The 13,395-nt window shown below is 66.6% G+C and carries 17 protein-coding genes; 8 read left to right on the top strand and 9 right to left on the bottom strand.

Annotated features, from left to right (window positions below; all coding sequences use genetic code 11):
* Window positions 1-82: 82 nt before the first annotated feature.
* A complete protein-coding gene (locus ABIA73_RS05960; protein ID WP_025875947.1) occupies window positions 83-970 on the bottom strand; it encodes a hypothetical protein in 888 nt (295 codons plus the stop codon).
* 93 nt (window positions 971-1,063) lie between these two features.
* Here ABIA73_RS05960 and ABIA73_RS05955 point away from each other — a divergent pair, with 93 nt between their 5' ends.
* Window positions 1,064-2,359 carry an acetyl-CoA C-acetyltransferase gene (locus tag ABIA73_RS05955; protein WP_088100805.1) on the top strand — a complete coding sequence of 432 codons (1,296 nt, stop codon included), beginning with the start codon at window positions 1,064-1,066 and terminating at the stop codon, window positions 2,357-2,359.
* Window positions 2,360-2,511: 152 nt separating this feature from the next.
* Here the strand turns inward: ABIA73_RS05955 and ABIA73_RS05950 are convergent, their stop codons facing one another.
* The 3 genes from ABIA73_RS05950 to ABIA73_RS05940 all read right to left on the bottom strand — a co-directional run bounded on the left by ABIA73_RS05950 (window position 2,512) and on the right by ABIA73_RS05940 (window position 5,699).
* Entirely contained in the window at window positions 2,512-3,819 is a 1,308-nt protein-coding gene (locus tag ABIA73_RS05950) for a heme biosynthesis HemY N-terminal domain-containing protein (RefSeq protein ID WP_032978029.1), read from the bottom strand.
* Window positions 3,820-3,825: 6 nt separating this feature from the next.
* The gene (locus tag ABIA73_RS05945; RefSeq protein ID WP_059063155.1) at window positions 3,826-4,806 is read right to left on the bottom strand and encodes a uroporphyrinogen-III C-methyltransferase; all 981 of its coding nucleotides are present in this window, start codon (window positions 4,804-4,806) and stop codon (window positions 3,826-3,828) included.
* A gap of 104 nt (window positions 4,807-4,910) precedes the next feature.
* Window positions 4,911-5,699 carry a uroporphyrinogen-III synthase gene (locus ABIA73_RS05940; protein ID WP_099844607.1) on the bottom strand — a complete coding sequence of 263 codons (789 nt, stop codon included), beginning with the start codon at window positions 5,697-5,699 and terminating at the stop codon, window positions 4,911-4,913.
* Between the two features lie 33 nt (window positions 5,700-5,732).
* Here ABIA73_RS05940 and ABIA73_RS05935 point away from each other — a divergent pair, with 33 nt between their 5' ends.
* The 5 genes from ABIA73_RS05935 to ABIA73_RS05915 all read left to right on the top strand — a co-directional run bounded on the left by ABIA73_RS05935 (window position 5,733) and on the right by ABIA73_RS05915 (window position 8,823).
* Window positions 5,733-6,200, top strand: coding sequence for a YiiD C-terminal domain-containing protein (locus ABIA73_RS05935; protein ID WP_032951885.1), 468 nt, complete (start codon window positions 5,733-5,735; stop codon window positions 6,198-6,200).
* A 32-nt stretch (window positions 6,201-6,232) separates the two neighbouring features.
* Entirely contained in the window at window positions 6,233-6,664 is a 432-nt protein-coding gene (locus tag ABIA73_RS05930; RefSeq protein WP_080150286.1) for a hypothetical protein, read from the top strand.
* Window positions 6,665-6,721: 57 nt separating this feature from the next.
* Complete coding sequence (locus ABIA73_RS05925) at window positions 6,722-7,159, top strand: rhodanese-like domain-containing protein (protein WP_025875933.1); 438 nt, start codon at window positions 6,722-6,724, stop codon at window positions 7,157-7,159.
* 99 nt (window positions 7,160-7,258) lie between these two features.
* Entirely contained in the window at window positions 7,259-7,777 is a 519-nt protein-coding gene (secB, locus tag ABIA73_RS05920; protein WP_025875931.1) for a protein-export chaperone SecB, read from the top strand.
* A gap of 20 nt (window positions 7,778-7,797) precedes the next feature.
* A complete protein-coding gene (locus tag ABIA73_RS05915) occupies window positions 7,798-8,823 on the top strand; it encodes an NAD(P)H-dependent glycerol-3-phosphate dehydrogenase (RefSeq protein ID WP_025875929.1) in 1,026 nt (341 codons plus the stop codon).
* Between the two features lie 97 nt (window positions 8,824-8,920).
* On the opposite strand, the gene ABIA73_RS05910 is transcribed toward ABIA73_RS05915, so the two are convergent.
* A complete protein-coding gene (locus ABIA73_RS05910; protein WP_354275538.1) occupies window positions 8,921-9,397 on the bottom strand; it encodes a YybH family protein in 477 nt (158 codons plus the stop codon).
* 108 nt (window positions 9,398-9,505) lie between these two features.
* Between ABIA73_RS05910 and ABIA73_RS05905 the strand changes: the two genes are divergently transcribed.
* Window positions 9,506-10,183: an Ivy family c-type lysozyme inhibitor gene (locus ABIA73_RS05905; RefSeq protein ID WP_354275537.1), complete on the top strand. Its 678-nt coding sequence runs from the start codon at window positions 9,506-9,508 to the stop codon at window positions 10,181-10,183.
* Window positions 10,184-10,213: 30 nt separating this feature from the next.
* Here ABIA73_RS05905 and ABIA73_RS05900 read toward each other — a convergent pair whose 3' ends face one another.
* Together ABIA73_RS05900 and ABIA73_RS05895 are read right to left on the bottom strand one after the other, a co-directional pair.
* Entirely contained in the window at window positions 10,214-10,582 is a 369-nt protein-coding gene (locus ABIA73_RS05900; RefSeq protein ID WP_025875922.1) for a hypothetical protein, read from the bottom strand.
* A gap of 475 nt (window positions 10,583-11,057) precedes the next feature.
* Window positions 11,058-11,270 (bottom strand): HVO_A0114 family putative DNA-binding protein, encoded by a 213-nt coding sequence (locus tag ABIA73_RS05895; protein WP_199776064.1) that lies wholly within the window; start codon window positions 11,268-11,270, stop codon window positions 11,058-11,060.
* A gap of 364 nt (window positions 11,271-11,634) precedes the next feature.
* Between ABIA73_RS05895 and ABIA73_RS05890 the strand changes: the two genes are divergently transcribed.
* A complete protein-coding gene (locus tag ABIA73_RS05890; protein ID WP_263929903.1) occupies window positions 11,635-12,078 on the top strand; it encodes a RidA family protein in 444 nt (147 codons plus the stop codon).
* 93 nt (window positions 12,079-12,171) lie between these two features.
* Here ABIA73_RS05890 and ABIA73_RS05885 read toward each other — a convergent pair whose 3' ends face one another.
* Entirely contained in the window at window positions 12,172-12,648 is a 477-nt protein-coding gene (locus tag ABIA73_RS05885; protein WP_025875918.1) for a nuclear transport factor 2 family protein, read from the bottom strand.
* 63 nt (window positions 12,649-12,711) lie between these two features.
* On the bottom strand, window positions 12,712-13,281 hold the full coding sequence (locus ABIA73_RS05880; protein WP_032978050.1) for a TetR/AcrR family transcriptional regulator: 570 nt from the start codon (window positions 13,279-13,281) through the stop codon (window positions 12,712-12,714).
* Between the last annotated feature and the right edge of the window lie 114 nt (window positions 13,282-13,395).

Genomic DNA, 13,395 nt, shown 5'->3' with positions numbered 1-13,395 from the left:
TCAGTTGATCCGCCGGGCATGGCCCGGCGCTACGCACGGAATACGGTAGCGCCGGGCCATGCCCGGCGGCATTACCTGGACGTCAGCGCGCCAGCAGCTCGCGCGCGTCCTGGCCGGCTTCGCAATGCACGAACAGCACCGGCACACCGTGCGCTTCCAGCACCGCGGCCATCTGCCGCTGGCGCATCAGGAACTGCTCGTAGATGCCCTGCAGGCGCTCGCAGTCGCCCTTGCCGTGGTTGTAATGCGCGCACCAGCCGGCCGGGTCGAACAGCGCCATGCGCGCTTCGCCCTGCGTATAGCGCAGCAACGGCTCGGGCGCGTCACTCAGCCACTCGTCCTGGCCCGGGGCCATGATCGCGGTTTCAATCAGCGGCCACAGCGCGGCCAGTCCCTGGTTGTCGTACTGCATCGACATCATCGCGGCCAGGTCGTTCACGGTGAAATAGCGTGCGTGCTCGACGCGCGCACCGAACGTGTTCTGTGCCATCAGCGCGGTATCGGCATGGGCCATGCCATTGGCCAGCAGCACCTCTTCCAGGGCATCGGCCACGGCTGTCGTGGTGGCCACGTCGGTACCGGTCAGCAGGAACGGCACCACCCGCAGGCCACCGCCTACCAGGGTAGCGTCGGCCTGGAACGGCAGCGGCACATCACCGCTGGCATCGGCGCCGAAGGCCAGCACGCGCGGGCCCTGGTTGCTACCGGGCGCGCGCATCTGCAGTTCTTCCAGGCGGCGATGGATCGGCCAGCCCGGGCGAAGGACTTCGGCCGGATCGAAATGGGCGGCGGCGAACACCAGGTCCAGCTCGGCCACCTGTGGCACCAGCTTGGACAGGTCGCGGCCGACGCGTTCGGCCAGTTCACCGGCCTGTTCAGCGCTGAGCACCGCCTGGCGGGGGATTTCGCCGCCGGCCAGTTCCAGGGCCAGCACGCCAAGGGCATTCATCGCAGGGTCGGGTTTGCTCATGGTTCCACGGTTGGCCCATCACAGGGCGGCAGCTACACTTGGCCCCATTATGCCTGCTCTGTCGTGCAGGCCATGTTGCAGACACCCTCATCCATGCCAGGTATCTCCATGCCCAACGCTCGTCCCGTCGCCATCCTCGGTGGCGTCCGCATTCCGTTCTGCCGGCAGAACACCGCGTATTCGGATGTCGGCAACCTCGGCATGTCGGTGCGTACGCTGGGAGCGCTGGTCGAGCGCTTCGGCCTGCACGGCCAGCAGCTGGGCGAAGTGGCGATGGGTGCGGTCATCAAGCACTCCAGCGACTGGAACCTGGGTCGCGAAGCCACGCTGTCCTCGGGCCTGTCGCCTTTGACCCCCGGCATCACCCTGCAGCGCGCCTGCGGCACCTCGCTGGACAGCATCATCACCGTTGCCAACAAGATCGCCCTGGGCCAGATCGAGTCCGGCATCGGCGGTGGTTCGGACACCACGTCCGACGTGCCGATCGTGTACGGAAAGAAGCTGCGCGCGCGCCTGCTGGCTGCCAACCGTGCCAAGAGCACCGGCGACAAGATCCGCGCACTGACCTCCGGCTTCAAGTTCGCCGAGCTCAAGCCGGAGTTTCCGGGCGTGGCCGAGCCGCGTACCGGCAAGAGCATGGGCGACCACTGCGAGGACATGGCCAAGGAGTGGAACATCTCGCGCGACTCGCAGGACGAGTGGGCGGTGTCCTCGCACAAGAAGCTGGCCGCAGCCTATGAGCGCGGCTTCTTCAATGACCTGATCGCACCGTTCCGCGGCGTCGAGCGCGACAACATCCTGCGTGCCGACACCTCGCTGGAGAAGCTGGCCACGCTGAAGCCGGCCTTCGACAAGGTATCCGGCCGCGGCACCCTGACCGCCGCCAATTCCACCCCGCTGACCGATGGCGCAGCCGCGGTGCTGCTGGCCAGCGAAGAGTGGGCACGCGCACATGGCCACGAGCCGCAGGCCTACCTGCGCGACGCACACGTGTCGGCCGTCGATTTCGTGCACGGCGAAGGCCTGTTGATGGCGCCGACCGTGGCCGTGCCGGAGATGCTCAAGCGCAACGGCCTGACCCTGCAGGACTTCGACATCTACGAGATCCACGAAGCCTTCGCCGCACAGGTGCTGTGCACCCTGCGTGCGTGGGAGAGCGAGGATTACTGCCGCAACCGCCTCGGCCTGGATGCGCCGATGGGCCGCATCGACCCGGACAAGATCAACCTGCTGGGTTCGTCGCTGGCCACCGGTCACCCGTTCGCCGCCACCGGTGCACGCGTGATCGCCACGGCGGCCAAGCAGTTGGCCGAGCGCGGCGGTGGCCGTGCGCTGGTGTCGATCTGCACCGCCGGCGGCATGGGCGTGGTGGCGATCGTCGAACGTTGAACGCCACGGTAGTGCCGGCCGCTGGCCGGCAACGTTGGAATTGAAAACGCCGCCCGATGGGCGGCGTTTTCGTTGATTGCATCCCCTGGTGGGTGCCGAGATTGCATCCTCTGGTGGGTGCCGACCGTTGGTCGGCACACCTTCAGCCAGGGTCACGGCATCCGCGGGTTGCCAAACGCGTCGCGCTCTTCATTGGCGTCGTACACCGGCGGCAGCGGTGCAATCGACTGCTCCTCGACGGTCGCATGCAGCGGCGGGTCAACCACCGCTGCCGGTGCACGCACCAGCGCCACGCTGTCTTCGCCTCGCTGCAGGCGCAGCGCGTTGGCCAGGCACTGCGCGGCCAGCACGTGTTCGCCACGTTGCGCGAAGGCTTCGCCCAGCGCTTCCCATGCAGGGGCACCGGCACCCGCGGCGATGGCTTCATGCAGGAACGCATCGGCCGCGTCCCACTGTTGCTGCGCCAGCGCGATGCGGCCCTGGGCCAGGCGCAGGGCGGCCGAGTCGTCATGCACGTTGCGCCAGCGCTGCAGGTTGGCCTGGCGCGTGGCCAGGCGTTCGGCCGGCAGACGGCCATAAACGGCCACCAGTTCGTCATCCCAGCGGTGGTCCAGCGCCTGCTCAAGCGCCAGCAGTGCCGGTTCGTCCCAGTCCAGTGCAACTGCACGGGTGGCATAGGCGGCAACCACGTCCGGCGTCGGTCGCAGCGCCTTCGGCGTGGCTTCCCACTGCGCAGCCAGGGCGTTGACGTCGCCCGCTTCCAGCAGTGCCTGCGCGGCCAGGCGCGCTTCCAGCTCGCTGCTGGCCTCGGCCGGCAGCACCTTGGTCTGGCGCAGTGCGCCCAGCTGGCCGTAAGCCTCGTGCGCGCGGCCGGCACGTGCCAGCGCTTCGGTACGCAGCCACAGACCACGCGGCGGCAGCGGCTGGATCGCTGCCACATCCAATGCGTTGATCGCATCCACCGGCAGATCGTTGGCCAACAGCTGCTCGGCACGCAGCAGTGCCTGCAAGGTCGCATCGCTTTCGCCCAGGCGCTGCAGCAGCGCCTCTGCAGCGGGTGCATCGGCCCGCACCTGCGCGCTGCGCACGGCATTGGCCAGGGCAACCCCGCTCACTTCCGGATCCTTGGCGGCGCCATCCAGCAGCTTCTCGGCGCGCTGCCACTGGCCATGCTCATAGGCCAGCAGACCATCGATCAGGCGCACCCGGCCCTGCTTGCGGCGGTAGCGGCCCCAGGCACGGAACGGTGCGGCGATCAGGCTCCACAGCAGCCACAGCACCAGCACGCCGATCACCGACAGCAGCGCTACCTTCGGCAGGTTGCTGTGGTAGTCGTAGCCGCCATAGCGCAGGGTCACTTCGCCGTAGCGGTTCAGGTCATCGGTGCCGAGCCATTGCGCGGCAACTACGCCAATGGCCACGGCCAGCAACAGCACGACCAGTGATTGCAGGGGTTTCATACGGGCTTACCTCCGGTCGGTCTGGGTACGCAGTTGTTGCAGGGTGCTGCCAAGCACGGTGTCATCGGCCTGCAATGGCAGCGAGCGCAGGGCATGGAGTTCAGCACGTTGCGCGCGCAGGTCCGGTGAATCCGGCCAGCGCCGCTGCGCCCAGAGATCGATTCTGTTCAGCGCGGCATCGCGGCCTTTGCCGTCGCCGCGCTCGATCGCTGCGCGGGCCAGGGTCAGTTCCAGCTGCAGCGCCGTATCGATGGTGGCGCGCTCGGCCGACGTCAGCGGGCCGTTCAGGCGGCTCGGGGTGATATCCACGAAGGGCGCCAGCGCGGCCTGCCACCACGGTTTTGCGGTGTTGTTGGCCGGCGTCTGCGCGATCTGCGAAGGCAGGCCCTGCAGGGCCTTGCCCAGCGCGTCCAGGCGTTGCAGTGACAGCACGCGCGGGCCAGCGCCCAACGCATCCAGCGCGTTGCGTTCCTGCACCAGTGCCTGGCGCAGGTTCAGGCCGTCGCTGTCGGGCAGATCGGCCAATGCAGTGGCGGCCAGCGCATACAGCCGGCGTGAGCCTTCCACGTCATCGGCGAAGGCCAGCCGCTGTGCGGCCTGGGTCAGCAGCAGTTCGGCCTCATCGCGCTGCACGGCCTGACGGCCCTGGTTGGCGCTGTCGGCCAGCTTGGCCAGGTTTTCTTCCAGCAGGGCACTGCGTTGCGACAGGCCCAGCACTTCGTCGCGCAGCACCCGGTTGGTGGTGGCTGCATCCTGCAAGCGCTGGCTGGCAGCACGCTGGTCGCGGCGCAGGGCCTCGACCGTAGCCTCCAGCCCCTTCAGCTGCACGGCGGTGGTCTGCGCCTGCGCCAGCTGGTCGCTCTGCTGCTTCTGCCAATAGTGGTAGCCGGCATAGCCGCCCGCGCCCAGCACCGCCAGCACGGCAAGCGGCAGCAGCCAGCGCATGGGGCGATGGGGCGATGGAGCGGGCGGCAGAGTGTCGTTCATCGGGCTTCCTTGTCGGCGGCAATGCCGGAACAGATCCGGCAGGCAGCGTTGTGCACAGCATCACTGTTGCCGACGACACCGGCAAGCCGCTGCCGGGTGCCTGTTCAGGTCGCTGCCGGGCCGGTGAGCGCAGTGTGTGCAGCGGCCATCAACTGAACGCTGGTAGGGCCCTCGCTGCGCACCACCCGGGTCAGCCCCAGGGCCTGCGCCTGCGCGCCCAGCCGGTCGCTGGCCACAAGCGCGATCGCGTTTGCCCGCAGCCGCTGCTGCCAGTGCGCAGGCAGCTGCTGCCAGAAACGCTGCAATGCCTCGCCACTGCTGATGGCCAGCAGCCAAGGCGTTGGAGAACGGGCCAAACGCGCCAGCATGCGCCGTGACAAGCGCAGCGGCAGCCGTCGGTAGACATCGGCGCGGGTGATCTGTGCGCCCGCGGCCTGCAACTCAGCGGCAATCAGGCCCCGGCCTCCCGGTGCGGTCACCAGCCCGATCTGCATGCCACGCACATCGCCCAGCACCGGCATCGCCAGCAGGCCCTCGCTGTCCATCCGCTGGGGCGCATGGACGTCAGCGACGCCATGGGCCAGCAGGGCACGCGCGGTGCCTTCGCCCACCGTCAGCCACGGGCTGCGCTGCGCCGCCGCCAGCGGTAGCAGGCTGGCCGCTGCGGCCACGGCTGCCGGGCTGGTGAACACCACCCGATCGCTGGTCAGCGCGCGTTGCAGTTGCTGGCGCGCGGCGCTGCCCTGCACACGCTGCAGCCGCCAGGGCGAAAGCGCGACGGTACGGCCTCCCAGCCCTGCTGCGGCATGGCGCAGCGCCGCCTGCTGGCCCTGCGGGCGCAGCGAGATCAGGGTCCAGCCAGTGGGTATCGTATGGTTGGCCATTACCGTCATTATGCGGGCCCTTCGTTGTCGTGGTTGCTGCTGATGGCTGTTGATGCCCTGACCTCTTCGCTGGCTGCCCTGCAGGACGTGCTGGACTGCATGCCGGCGGTCCGCGCGATGCAGATCCGCCTGGATGGCTATGCCGACGGCGTGCTGCGCATCACCGCGCCGCTGGTGGCCAACGTCAATGACAAGGGCAATGCGTTCGGTGGCAGCCTGGCCTCGGTGCTGACCCTGTCCGGCTGGGCGCTGGTCAGCCTGCGCCTGCGCCTGGCCGGCCACGACGCCGAGGTCTACGTGGCCGACAGCAACCTGCGCTACCTGGCACCGGTCTATGAAGACCTGCATGCCCATGCCGAAGCGGCTGGAAGCGGCGCCTGGGAGACCTTCCTGGCCACCTTCCGCCAGCGCGGCAAGGCCCGCATCAGCATTGTCGCCACCCAGCCCGGTGCCGACGGCAAGGCCGCGGCCGAATTCAGCGGTCGCTTCGTTGCCTTCGCCAAAGGGTAGGATGGCAGGCTGACGCCCTGCGGAACCCACCGATGCGCCGCCTCATCCAGATCCTCCTGTGTTCCCTGCTGCTGCTCAGCGCCGCCGCCGGCGCTGCCGCCGACGACCTCAGCCGCAAGCAGCGCAAGCTGCTGGAAGAGACCCAGATCGCCTACGGTGCCACCATCCGCTGGGGCAGCATGGACGACGCCATCGCCTATCTGGACCCGCAGCTGCGCAAGACCAAGCCGCCGACCGAGTTCGAGCTCAACCGCTATGCGCAGCTGCGCGTGTCGTCCTACCGCGAGCGCAGCAGCGCATCGCTGGACGGCGGCCAGGTCGAGCGCCGGGTCGAAATCGGGGTGATCAACCAGAACACCCAGGCCGAGCGCACCGTGGTGGTGACCGAGCGCTGGCGCTGGGATCCGGAAGCCAAGCGCTGGTGGCAGAGTGCGGGCCTGCCGGACCTCTGGCAGGGGCAGTGACGGGTCGCGTCCGGCTTGTGCGACAATCGGCGCCCGCTTAATCGACCCGTGACCTGAGTGAATTACGAAGAGTTGCTGGCCTTCGCAGGCCGAAACCCGATGCTGTCCGCGGCCCTGGTCGGCCTGACCGTGGCCCTCATCGTCACCGAAATCCGCCGCCTGTTCCGGGGCTTCAAGGGCATCAAGCCCGCCGAACTGACCCAGCTGATCAACGCGGGCGGCACGGTGGTGGTTGATCTGTCGCCCAGCGCTGATTTCGAAAAGGGCCACATCGCCGGCAGCCGCAGTGCCCAGGCCAGCGCGTTCGGCCCCGAGCACAAGCTGGTGGCCAACGCCAAGCAGGCCCCGGTGGTACTGGTGTGCCGCAGCGGCAACGCGTCCGAGACCGCCGCCAAGGCGCTGAAGAAGGCCGGCTTCGAGAAGGTCTTCGTGCTCGACGGCGGCATCCCCGCGTGGCAGCAGGCAGAACTGCCGCTGGTCAAGGGCCGCAACTGATAGCAGGCGGTGGCGGATGTGGCCTTGTTTGCGCCCTCCGCCGCCCCCATCGCAGTAATTCGACCATCGTTTTCATTGCATTCACTGGAGTTACTGGAAATGTCCGAAGAGACCACCAACGGCGCTGTCGCGCCGGTCGATGCCGCCACCGGCCCCGCGTTCACCGTCGAGAAGATCTACGTCAAGGACGTTTCCTTCGAGTCGCCGAATGCCCCGTCGATCTTCAACGACCAGGTGCAGCCGGAACTGCAGCTCAACCTGAACCAGCAGGTCCAGCGTCTGGGCGAGAATGCCTTTGAAGTCGTGCTGGCCGTGACCCTGACCTGCCAGGCCGGTGAGCGCACCGCGTACGTGGCCGAAGTGAAGCAGGCAGGCGTGTTCGGCCTGGTCGGCCTGGACCCGCAGTCGATCGACGTGCTGCTCGGCACCCAGTGCCCGAACATCCTGTTCCCGTACGTGCGCCAGCTGGTCAGCGACCTGATCCAGGCCGGCGGCTTCCCGCCGTTCTTCCTGCAGCCGATCAACTTCGAAGGCCTGTACGCAGAAACCCTGCGCCAGCGCCAGGAGCAGGGCGACGCACCGTCGCTGGCTGACTCCGAGCCGGCCGGCAACGCCTGATCCCGGCCGCGACGTCACGGATGAGCACTACCGCTGACAAGATTGCCGTACTCGGCGCCGGTTCCTGGGGAACCGCGCTGGCGACGCTGCTCGCCCGCCACGGTCGCCAGACCGTGCTGTGGGGGCGCGATGCTGCCGTGGTTGAGGCCATCGACCAGCGCCACGAGAATCCGCGTTACCTGCCGGGCATTCCGTTGCCGGAATCGCTGCGCGCCACCACCGACCTCGCGTCGGCGGTGGAAGGTGCGGCCTGGATCCTGGTGGTGACCCCGTCGCATGCATTCGGTGAAACCGTGCGCGCGCTGGCGCCGCTGCGTCCGGCCGGTGCCGGTGTGGCCTGGGCCACCAAGGGCTTCGAGCCCGGCTCTGGCCGCTTCCTGCATGAAGTAGCGCGCGAAGTGCTGGGCGAGGACGTGCCGCTGGCCGTTGTCACCGGGCCGTCGTTCGCCAAGGAAGTCACCCTGGGCCTGCCGACCGCGATCACCGTGCACGGCGACGTGCCCGAGTTCGCGCAGACGGTGGCCGAGGCGATGCACGGTCCGGCGTTCCGCGCCTACACCGGCGACGACATGGTCGGTGCCGAGCTGGGCGGTGCGATGAAGAACGTGCTGGCCGTGGCCACCGGCGTCGCCGATGGCATGCAGCTGGGCCTGAACGCCCGTGCCGGCCTGATCACCCGTGGCCTCAACGAGATGCTGCGTCTGGCGGCAGCGATCGGCGCCAAGCCGGAAACGCTGATGGGCCTGGCGGGGCTGGGCGACCTGGTGCTGACCTGCACCGGCGACCTGTCGCGCAACCGCCGCCTGGGCCTGGCCCTGGGCCGCGGGCAGACGCTGCAGGACGCCATCCGCGAAATCGGCCAGGTGGTCGAGTCGGTGCAGACCGCCGACGAAGTGATGCGACAGGCGCGCCGTCATGGCATCGACCTGCCCATCTCCGACCGCGTGCGCGCCGTGCTGCATGGCGAGCAGACCCCGGAAGAAGGATTGCGTGCGCTGTTGGCACGCGAACAGAAGCCGGAGTATCCGGATACGCTGTTCAAGTGAATCGAAAACCCCGGCCCAGTGCCGGGGTTTTTTTTTTGTGCGTGCGCGAAACCCATCCACGCATGGCGTGGATCTACTGCGGAACCCGCAGCGCCCATCACCGCGACCGCGGCGGCGTGTTGGTGTTGTCCATGTCCGAAAAAATCATCCACGGCCCACCCGCCACCCGCTTCAACGTCAGCGTGAACTTCCCGGTATCGCCTACGTTGCTGCCGTAGGTGTAGGCACCAATGATGTAACCGGTGGATTCCTCTGCGGCATAGGCCAGCGCACGCAGCCGCAACGGGCTGCTTCCCTGGCCGGCATACGCTGCCTCGATCGCCGCGCGCCCGCGCACGGGCGGCTGGTTGCTCTGCAGGATGAAACCATCCTCGGTAAACAACCTCGCCAACGCCTTCGCATCACCGGTGCGCCACGCCTGTTCGTAATCGCGCAGCACGCGATCCAGCGTGGCGGGCAGGGGGACATCGGCAAGACGTGCGGCGGGCGAGGATGCGGTGGGCTCCTGCGCAACAACAGGCCCGGCCAGCAACAGGCCACTGATGAGAAACACGGCAAGTCTTGAATGGCACATACGTCTGCATCCTGGCGGTGATGGAAGGCGTGATTGCCAGAGTATCCACCTTGGCTGGCGGGTAGAATCACGCGGTCGCCGGCTGGGCGAATGGACACAGGACAGGGAATGACGTCTCGAATGATGGGAATGGCAGGGCTGGTCGCGTTGCTGGCTGCGTGCACGCAGGCAGCGACACCGGAAGCAGGCACCGCAGCTGCACCCGCCGCTACTGCTGCGCCGACGGAAGCCCCCGCCGCCACGACCACGGTGGTCGAGCACGCACCTTCCGTCGAAGACGGCGTGGACCCGTCGGTGTGGGACAACGAAGGCGAGCCGGACGGTGAGACCCCCGGCGCCGAACTCACCTGCGCGGACAATCCGCTGGCGACTTATTTCTTCACCCTGGTCGGCGGCAACACCGTGGACGACTGCGGCCGCAAGGACCCGAAGGTGCTGGCCGCGTTCGACGCCCTGATGAAGAACACTGCGGCGGCCGAATCGCCCGACAAGAACGTCCCTTCGCTGCGCGAACGCCTGCTGAGCGGTCCCAGCGGTCCTGGCGAACTGATGGTGCTGCAGGGCGAGCCGTGGTGGCTCTACACCGCCTGTCAGGCACACCAGTGCTCGACCACCGCGCTGGCGATGCTGTATTCGCCGACGCACTCGAAGATGGTCGGCCGCCTTACCACCCGCTGCAACGTGTGGTGGCTGGGCGAGCCGAACGCGGAGCAGCGCGCGCTGATCGAGCGCGAGCGGCCGGTGGACGAGGCGATGCTGAAGGAAGAAGGCGATTCCTGCGAATGACCGGCGGTAACGCCGGAAGATTCTCCGGCGTTACGCCTCAGGCCGCATCCGCGCGCTGACCTGCGCGGTCAGCGCCAGGCACGCCATCATCAAACCCTCCATCACCCGATCGCCCACGTATTCGTCGTCCGGTCCGTTCTGGCGGACGCGCTCGGCCGCCAGCAGCATTTCCAGCGCTATGCGCAGGCCCGCCAGTGCGCAGTCCGCATCGGCCAGCGCCATGCGGCGGCCGGGCATCTGATGACGCTCCGGCCACGGCTGGCCGTCGGCGGCTGCGCCTTTTCCAATCCGCGTCAGCGTGGCGATGAAAGCTCTGGGATCGATCGCAGATGCTTGTTCTGATGACGCATCGCCAGCAGCGCGATAGGGGTGGGGACGGGGAAATTCCGGTGTGGTCATGGCTGAGGCTCCGTGCAGGACAGACGGTAACCGCCACACAAAGGTGGCGGGCGGAGACGTGGCTCGAAAACCGGGAGATCACGCATAAGTCCGGCAGGCGCAAGGCCTCCACGCTCCGCCCGCCATAGCCGGCAGACGGATTGCCAGCCGGCGCCACGCGGGGTGACGCCGGCCGGCAAGCGTAAACAACGTGTGTGATCTCACGGGTTTTCGATGCCCGGCCATCCTTTTTCGATGGCCCGTCATCTGTACCTCTGTGGCTGCGCAACGCCAATCAGACAAATTGCATTCAACGCTTGATGCAAGACGCTTTCGGCATTCTCCCACGCTGTTAAGCCGCCCCAGACGCCGATGGCGCAAGGGCCCTCAGCGATAGAGGAATATGCGACATGGGTCGTGATTGCCGGCGTAGTTGGCTGAGACGTCAGCGAGGCAATAACGACAGAACGCTGCGATTGGGCGATACAGCGTGGTGCTAGTCGAGCTCTATGAGAAAGCGCGTGGCCATGGCAGATGGCACCACAGACGCCCCGACCCGCTTCAGTTCAACCAGCCCATAGCCTTCCATCATCCGAAGGGTTCGAGAAAGGCTTGGAACCTTGCGCCCGCAGTGCTCGGACAGTTCGGTGAGCGACCTGGGTTGAAGTTCGCGCAGCAGTCGCAACAGCCGGCGGTTCTCATCGCTCAATACTGCGGCCAGGGAAGACAGGGTGGAGAAGGCTATCGCCCCCTCCGTAACCTGCGGTGGTGCCGATCTGTCCTTTCGTTCTCCGCCGATGACACAACGTCGGAAGGTACTTTGGACTGGCGAACGGCACGTATCGGAATCTGTCATCGGTGCGGGATTGCATTGGGACCGATAGATCATGTCTGGCCGAGCACGCGTTGGATTGAACAAACGGCGCATGGATGGCGCAACCGAAGTCTGTGTCAGCTTCCGGCCAGCCGCAGAAGCACGAGGCTCACGATCACGCTTGCCTCACCCGTTCGGGGCAGGCGGGGACCCGAGCCTGCCGGCAGACTGGCGACCTTATCCTTGGAAGGACAACGCAATGAGTACCTCCAACCGCAAGACGGCCAGCTTCGGCGTGCCGTGGGAATCGGCCTATGGGTATGTACAGGCCGTGCGCGTGAACAATTCGATCTTCGTGTCGGGCCAGCTCTCGCACACGCCGGAGGGACAGCTGGTGGCGCCGGCCGCTCTGGGCACTGATGGAAAGCCTGCCAACTTCGACACCATGGAAGCGCAGATGAAGCGCACCTACGAGAACGCGCAGGTGTTGTTGGCCGAGCTGGGTGGATCGTTGGCGGATGTGGTTGAGGAAACCCTGTTTGTCATTGATGTGCCTGCGGCGTTCGCCGCCAGCAGCAAGGTCAGGCCTGCCGTCTATGGCCAGCCTGTTCCCCAGGTGGCCAGCAACCTCATCGGGGTTTCCGCGCTCGCTTTCCCCGAACAGTTGATCGAGATCGCGTTCCGCGCTGAAGTGCAGCCGTAGCCGGACCCTGAAGCGAAGGAGCACCCCGTGCTGACATGGAAAGCCCGCGGGCGCATTCACGCCCGCAGGCCTTCCTCACGTTGGCTCCGCAACTTACATGCCCAGGTCGGACAGCCCCGGGTGATCATCCGGGCGGCGCCCCAGTGGCCAGTGGAACTTGCGTTCGCTGTCCTTGATGGGCATGTCGTTGATGCACGAGAAGCGGCGCTCCATCAGACCATCCGCGCCGAACTCCCAGTTCTCGTTTCCATAGGAGCGGAACCAGTTTCCAGAGTCGTCGCGCCATTCATAGGCGTAGCGCACGGCGATGCGGTTGCCGGTGAATGCCCACAATTCCTTGATCAGGCGGTACTCAAGCTCCTTCTTCCACTTTCGGGCAAGGAACTGCCGGGCTTCCTCGCGGCCGTTGGTGAACTCGGCGCGGTTTCGCCACTGGGTGTCGAGCGAATAGGCAAGCGCCACTTTGTCGGCATCGCGGGAATTCCAGCCATCTTCTGCCAAGCGAACCTTCTGGATCGCCGATTCGAGAGTGAACGGGGGAAGGGGGGGACGGGGTGCTTCTGCGGACACGGTGGGGCCTCCAGTGGAAATGGATGAACGGGGTACTGCGGCGGGATTTCGGTTACTGCGGCGTTAGCGCGTGGCTTGCTTCAACAACAACTGCGCAACGTCCCTTGCGGTGTCTGCGGCGTCGTAGTCACCCATCACGCGCGATACGGTGATGGCGCCTTCCATCAAAAGCAGCAGCTGCTGCGCCAGAACGGCCGGCTGCGCGATGTTCAGTTGCCCGGTGAGCTCCAGCGTGTAATCGAGCAGTTTCTGCTTGTGGTGCTTGGCGATCCTGCGGATCGGGTCGTGCGAATCGCCGACCTCGCCTGCCGTGTTGATGAAGGCACAGCCGCGATAGCCCTCGGACTTGAACCAACCTTTGAGCACCGTGAACATGCCCAGGATGCGCGCTTCCGGGCTGCCGGCCTTGTCGCATTCCTGCCTGAACCAGTTGAGCCAGCGCACGTCCCGCGCGTTCAATGCGGCTGCGGCAACCTGGTCCTTGTTTTCAAAGTGTCGGTAAATGCTCTTGCGCGCAACGCCAGAGGTCTTCACCAGAAGATCCATGCCGGTCGCATGTATCCCGTTCTGGTAAATCAGCGCCTCCGCCGTGTCCAGGATCTTCAGTCGGGTGTCGGTCGTTGTCTTATCCATGGCGCCAAGGTAGAACGATCGTTCTACCTTGTCAACCAGCGATTACACATCAGCTCGGCGGCACAGTTGCCGAAGGCGACCTGCCAGGTAATCCGGACATTTCCAGAACCTGTA

The organism is Stenotrophomonas sp. 2694, assembly GCF_040548715.1.
Taxonomy (GTDB): domain Bacteria; phylum Pseudomonadota; class Gammaproteobacteria; order Xanthomonadales; family Xanthomonadaceae; genus Stenotrophomonas; species Stenotrophomonas indicatrix.
This window is presented reverse-complemented; position numbering and strand designations above follow the sequence as displayed.

Excerpts from the sequence above, each read along its gene's own strand:
- ABIA73_RS05960 (WP_025875947.1), bottom strand. The coding sequence starts at position 970 with ATGAGCAAACCCGACCCTGCGATGAATGCCCTTGGCGTGCTGGCCCTG.
- ABIA73_RS05955 (WP_088100805.1), top strand. The coding sequence starts at position 1,064 with ATGCCAGGTATCTCCATGCCCAACGCTCGTCCCGTCGCCATCCTCGGT.
- ABIA73_RS05950 (WP_032978029.1), bottom strand. The coding sequence starts at position 3,819 with ATGAAACCCCTGCAATCACTGGTCGTGCTGTTGCTGGCCGTGGCCATT.
- ABIA73_RS05945 (WP_059063155.1), bottom strand. The coding sequence starts at position 4,806 with ATGAACGACACTCTGCCGCCCGCTCCATCGCCCCATCGCCCCATGCGC.
- ABIA73_RS05940 (WP_099844607.1), bottom strand. The coding sequence starts at position 5,699 with ATGACGGTAATGGCCAACCATACGATACCCACTGGCTGGACCCTGATC.
- ABIA73_RS05935 (WP_032951885.1), top strand. The coding sequence starts at position 5,733 with ATGGCTGTTGATGCCCTGACCTCTTCGCTGGCTGCCCTGCAGGACGTG.
- ABIA73_RS05930 (WP_080150286.1), top strand. The coding sequence starts at position 6,233 with ATGCGCCGCCTCATCCAGATCCTCCTGTGTTCCCTGCTGCTGCTCAGC.
- secB (WP_025875931.1), top strand. The coding sequence starts at position 7,259 with ATGTCCGAAGAGACCACCAACGGCGCTGTCGCGCCGGTCGATGCCGCC.
- ABIA73_RS05915 (WP_025875929.1), top strand. The coding sequence starts at position 7,798 with ATGAGCACTACCGCTGACAAGATTGCCGTACTCGGCGCCGGTTCCTGG.
- ABIA73_RS05910 (WP_354275538.1), bottom strand. The coding sequence starts at position 9,397 with ATGTGCCATTCAAGACTTGCCGTGTTTCTCATCAGTGGCCTGTTGCTG.
- ABIA73_RS05905 (WP_354275537.1), top strand. The coding sequence starts at position 9,506 with ATGACGTCTCGAATGATGGGAATGGCAGGGCTGGTCGCGTTGCTGGCT.
- ABIA73_RS05900 (WP_025875922.1), bottom strand. The coding sequence starts at position 10,582 with ATGACCACACCGGAATTTCCCCGTCCCCACCCCTATCGCGCTGCTGGC.
- ABIA73_RS05890 (WP_263929903.1), top strand. The coding sequence starts at position 11,635 with ATGAGTACCTCCAACCGCAAGACGGCCAGCTTCGGCGTGCCGTGGGAA.
- ABIA73_RS05880 (WP_032978050.1), bottom strand. The coding sequence starts at position 13,281 with ATGGATAAGACAACGACCGACACCCGACTGAAGATCCTGGACACGGCG.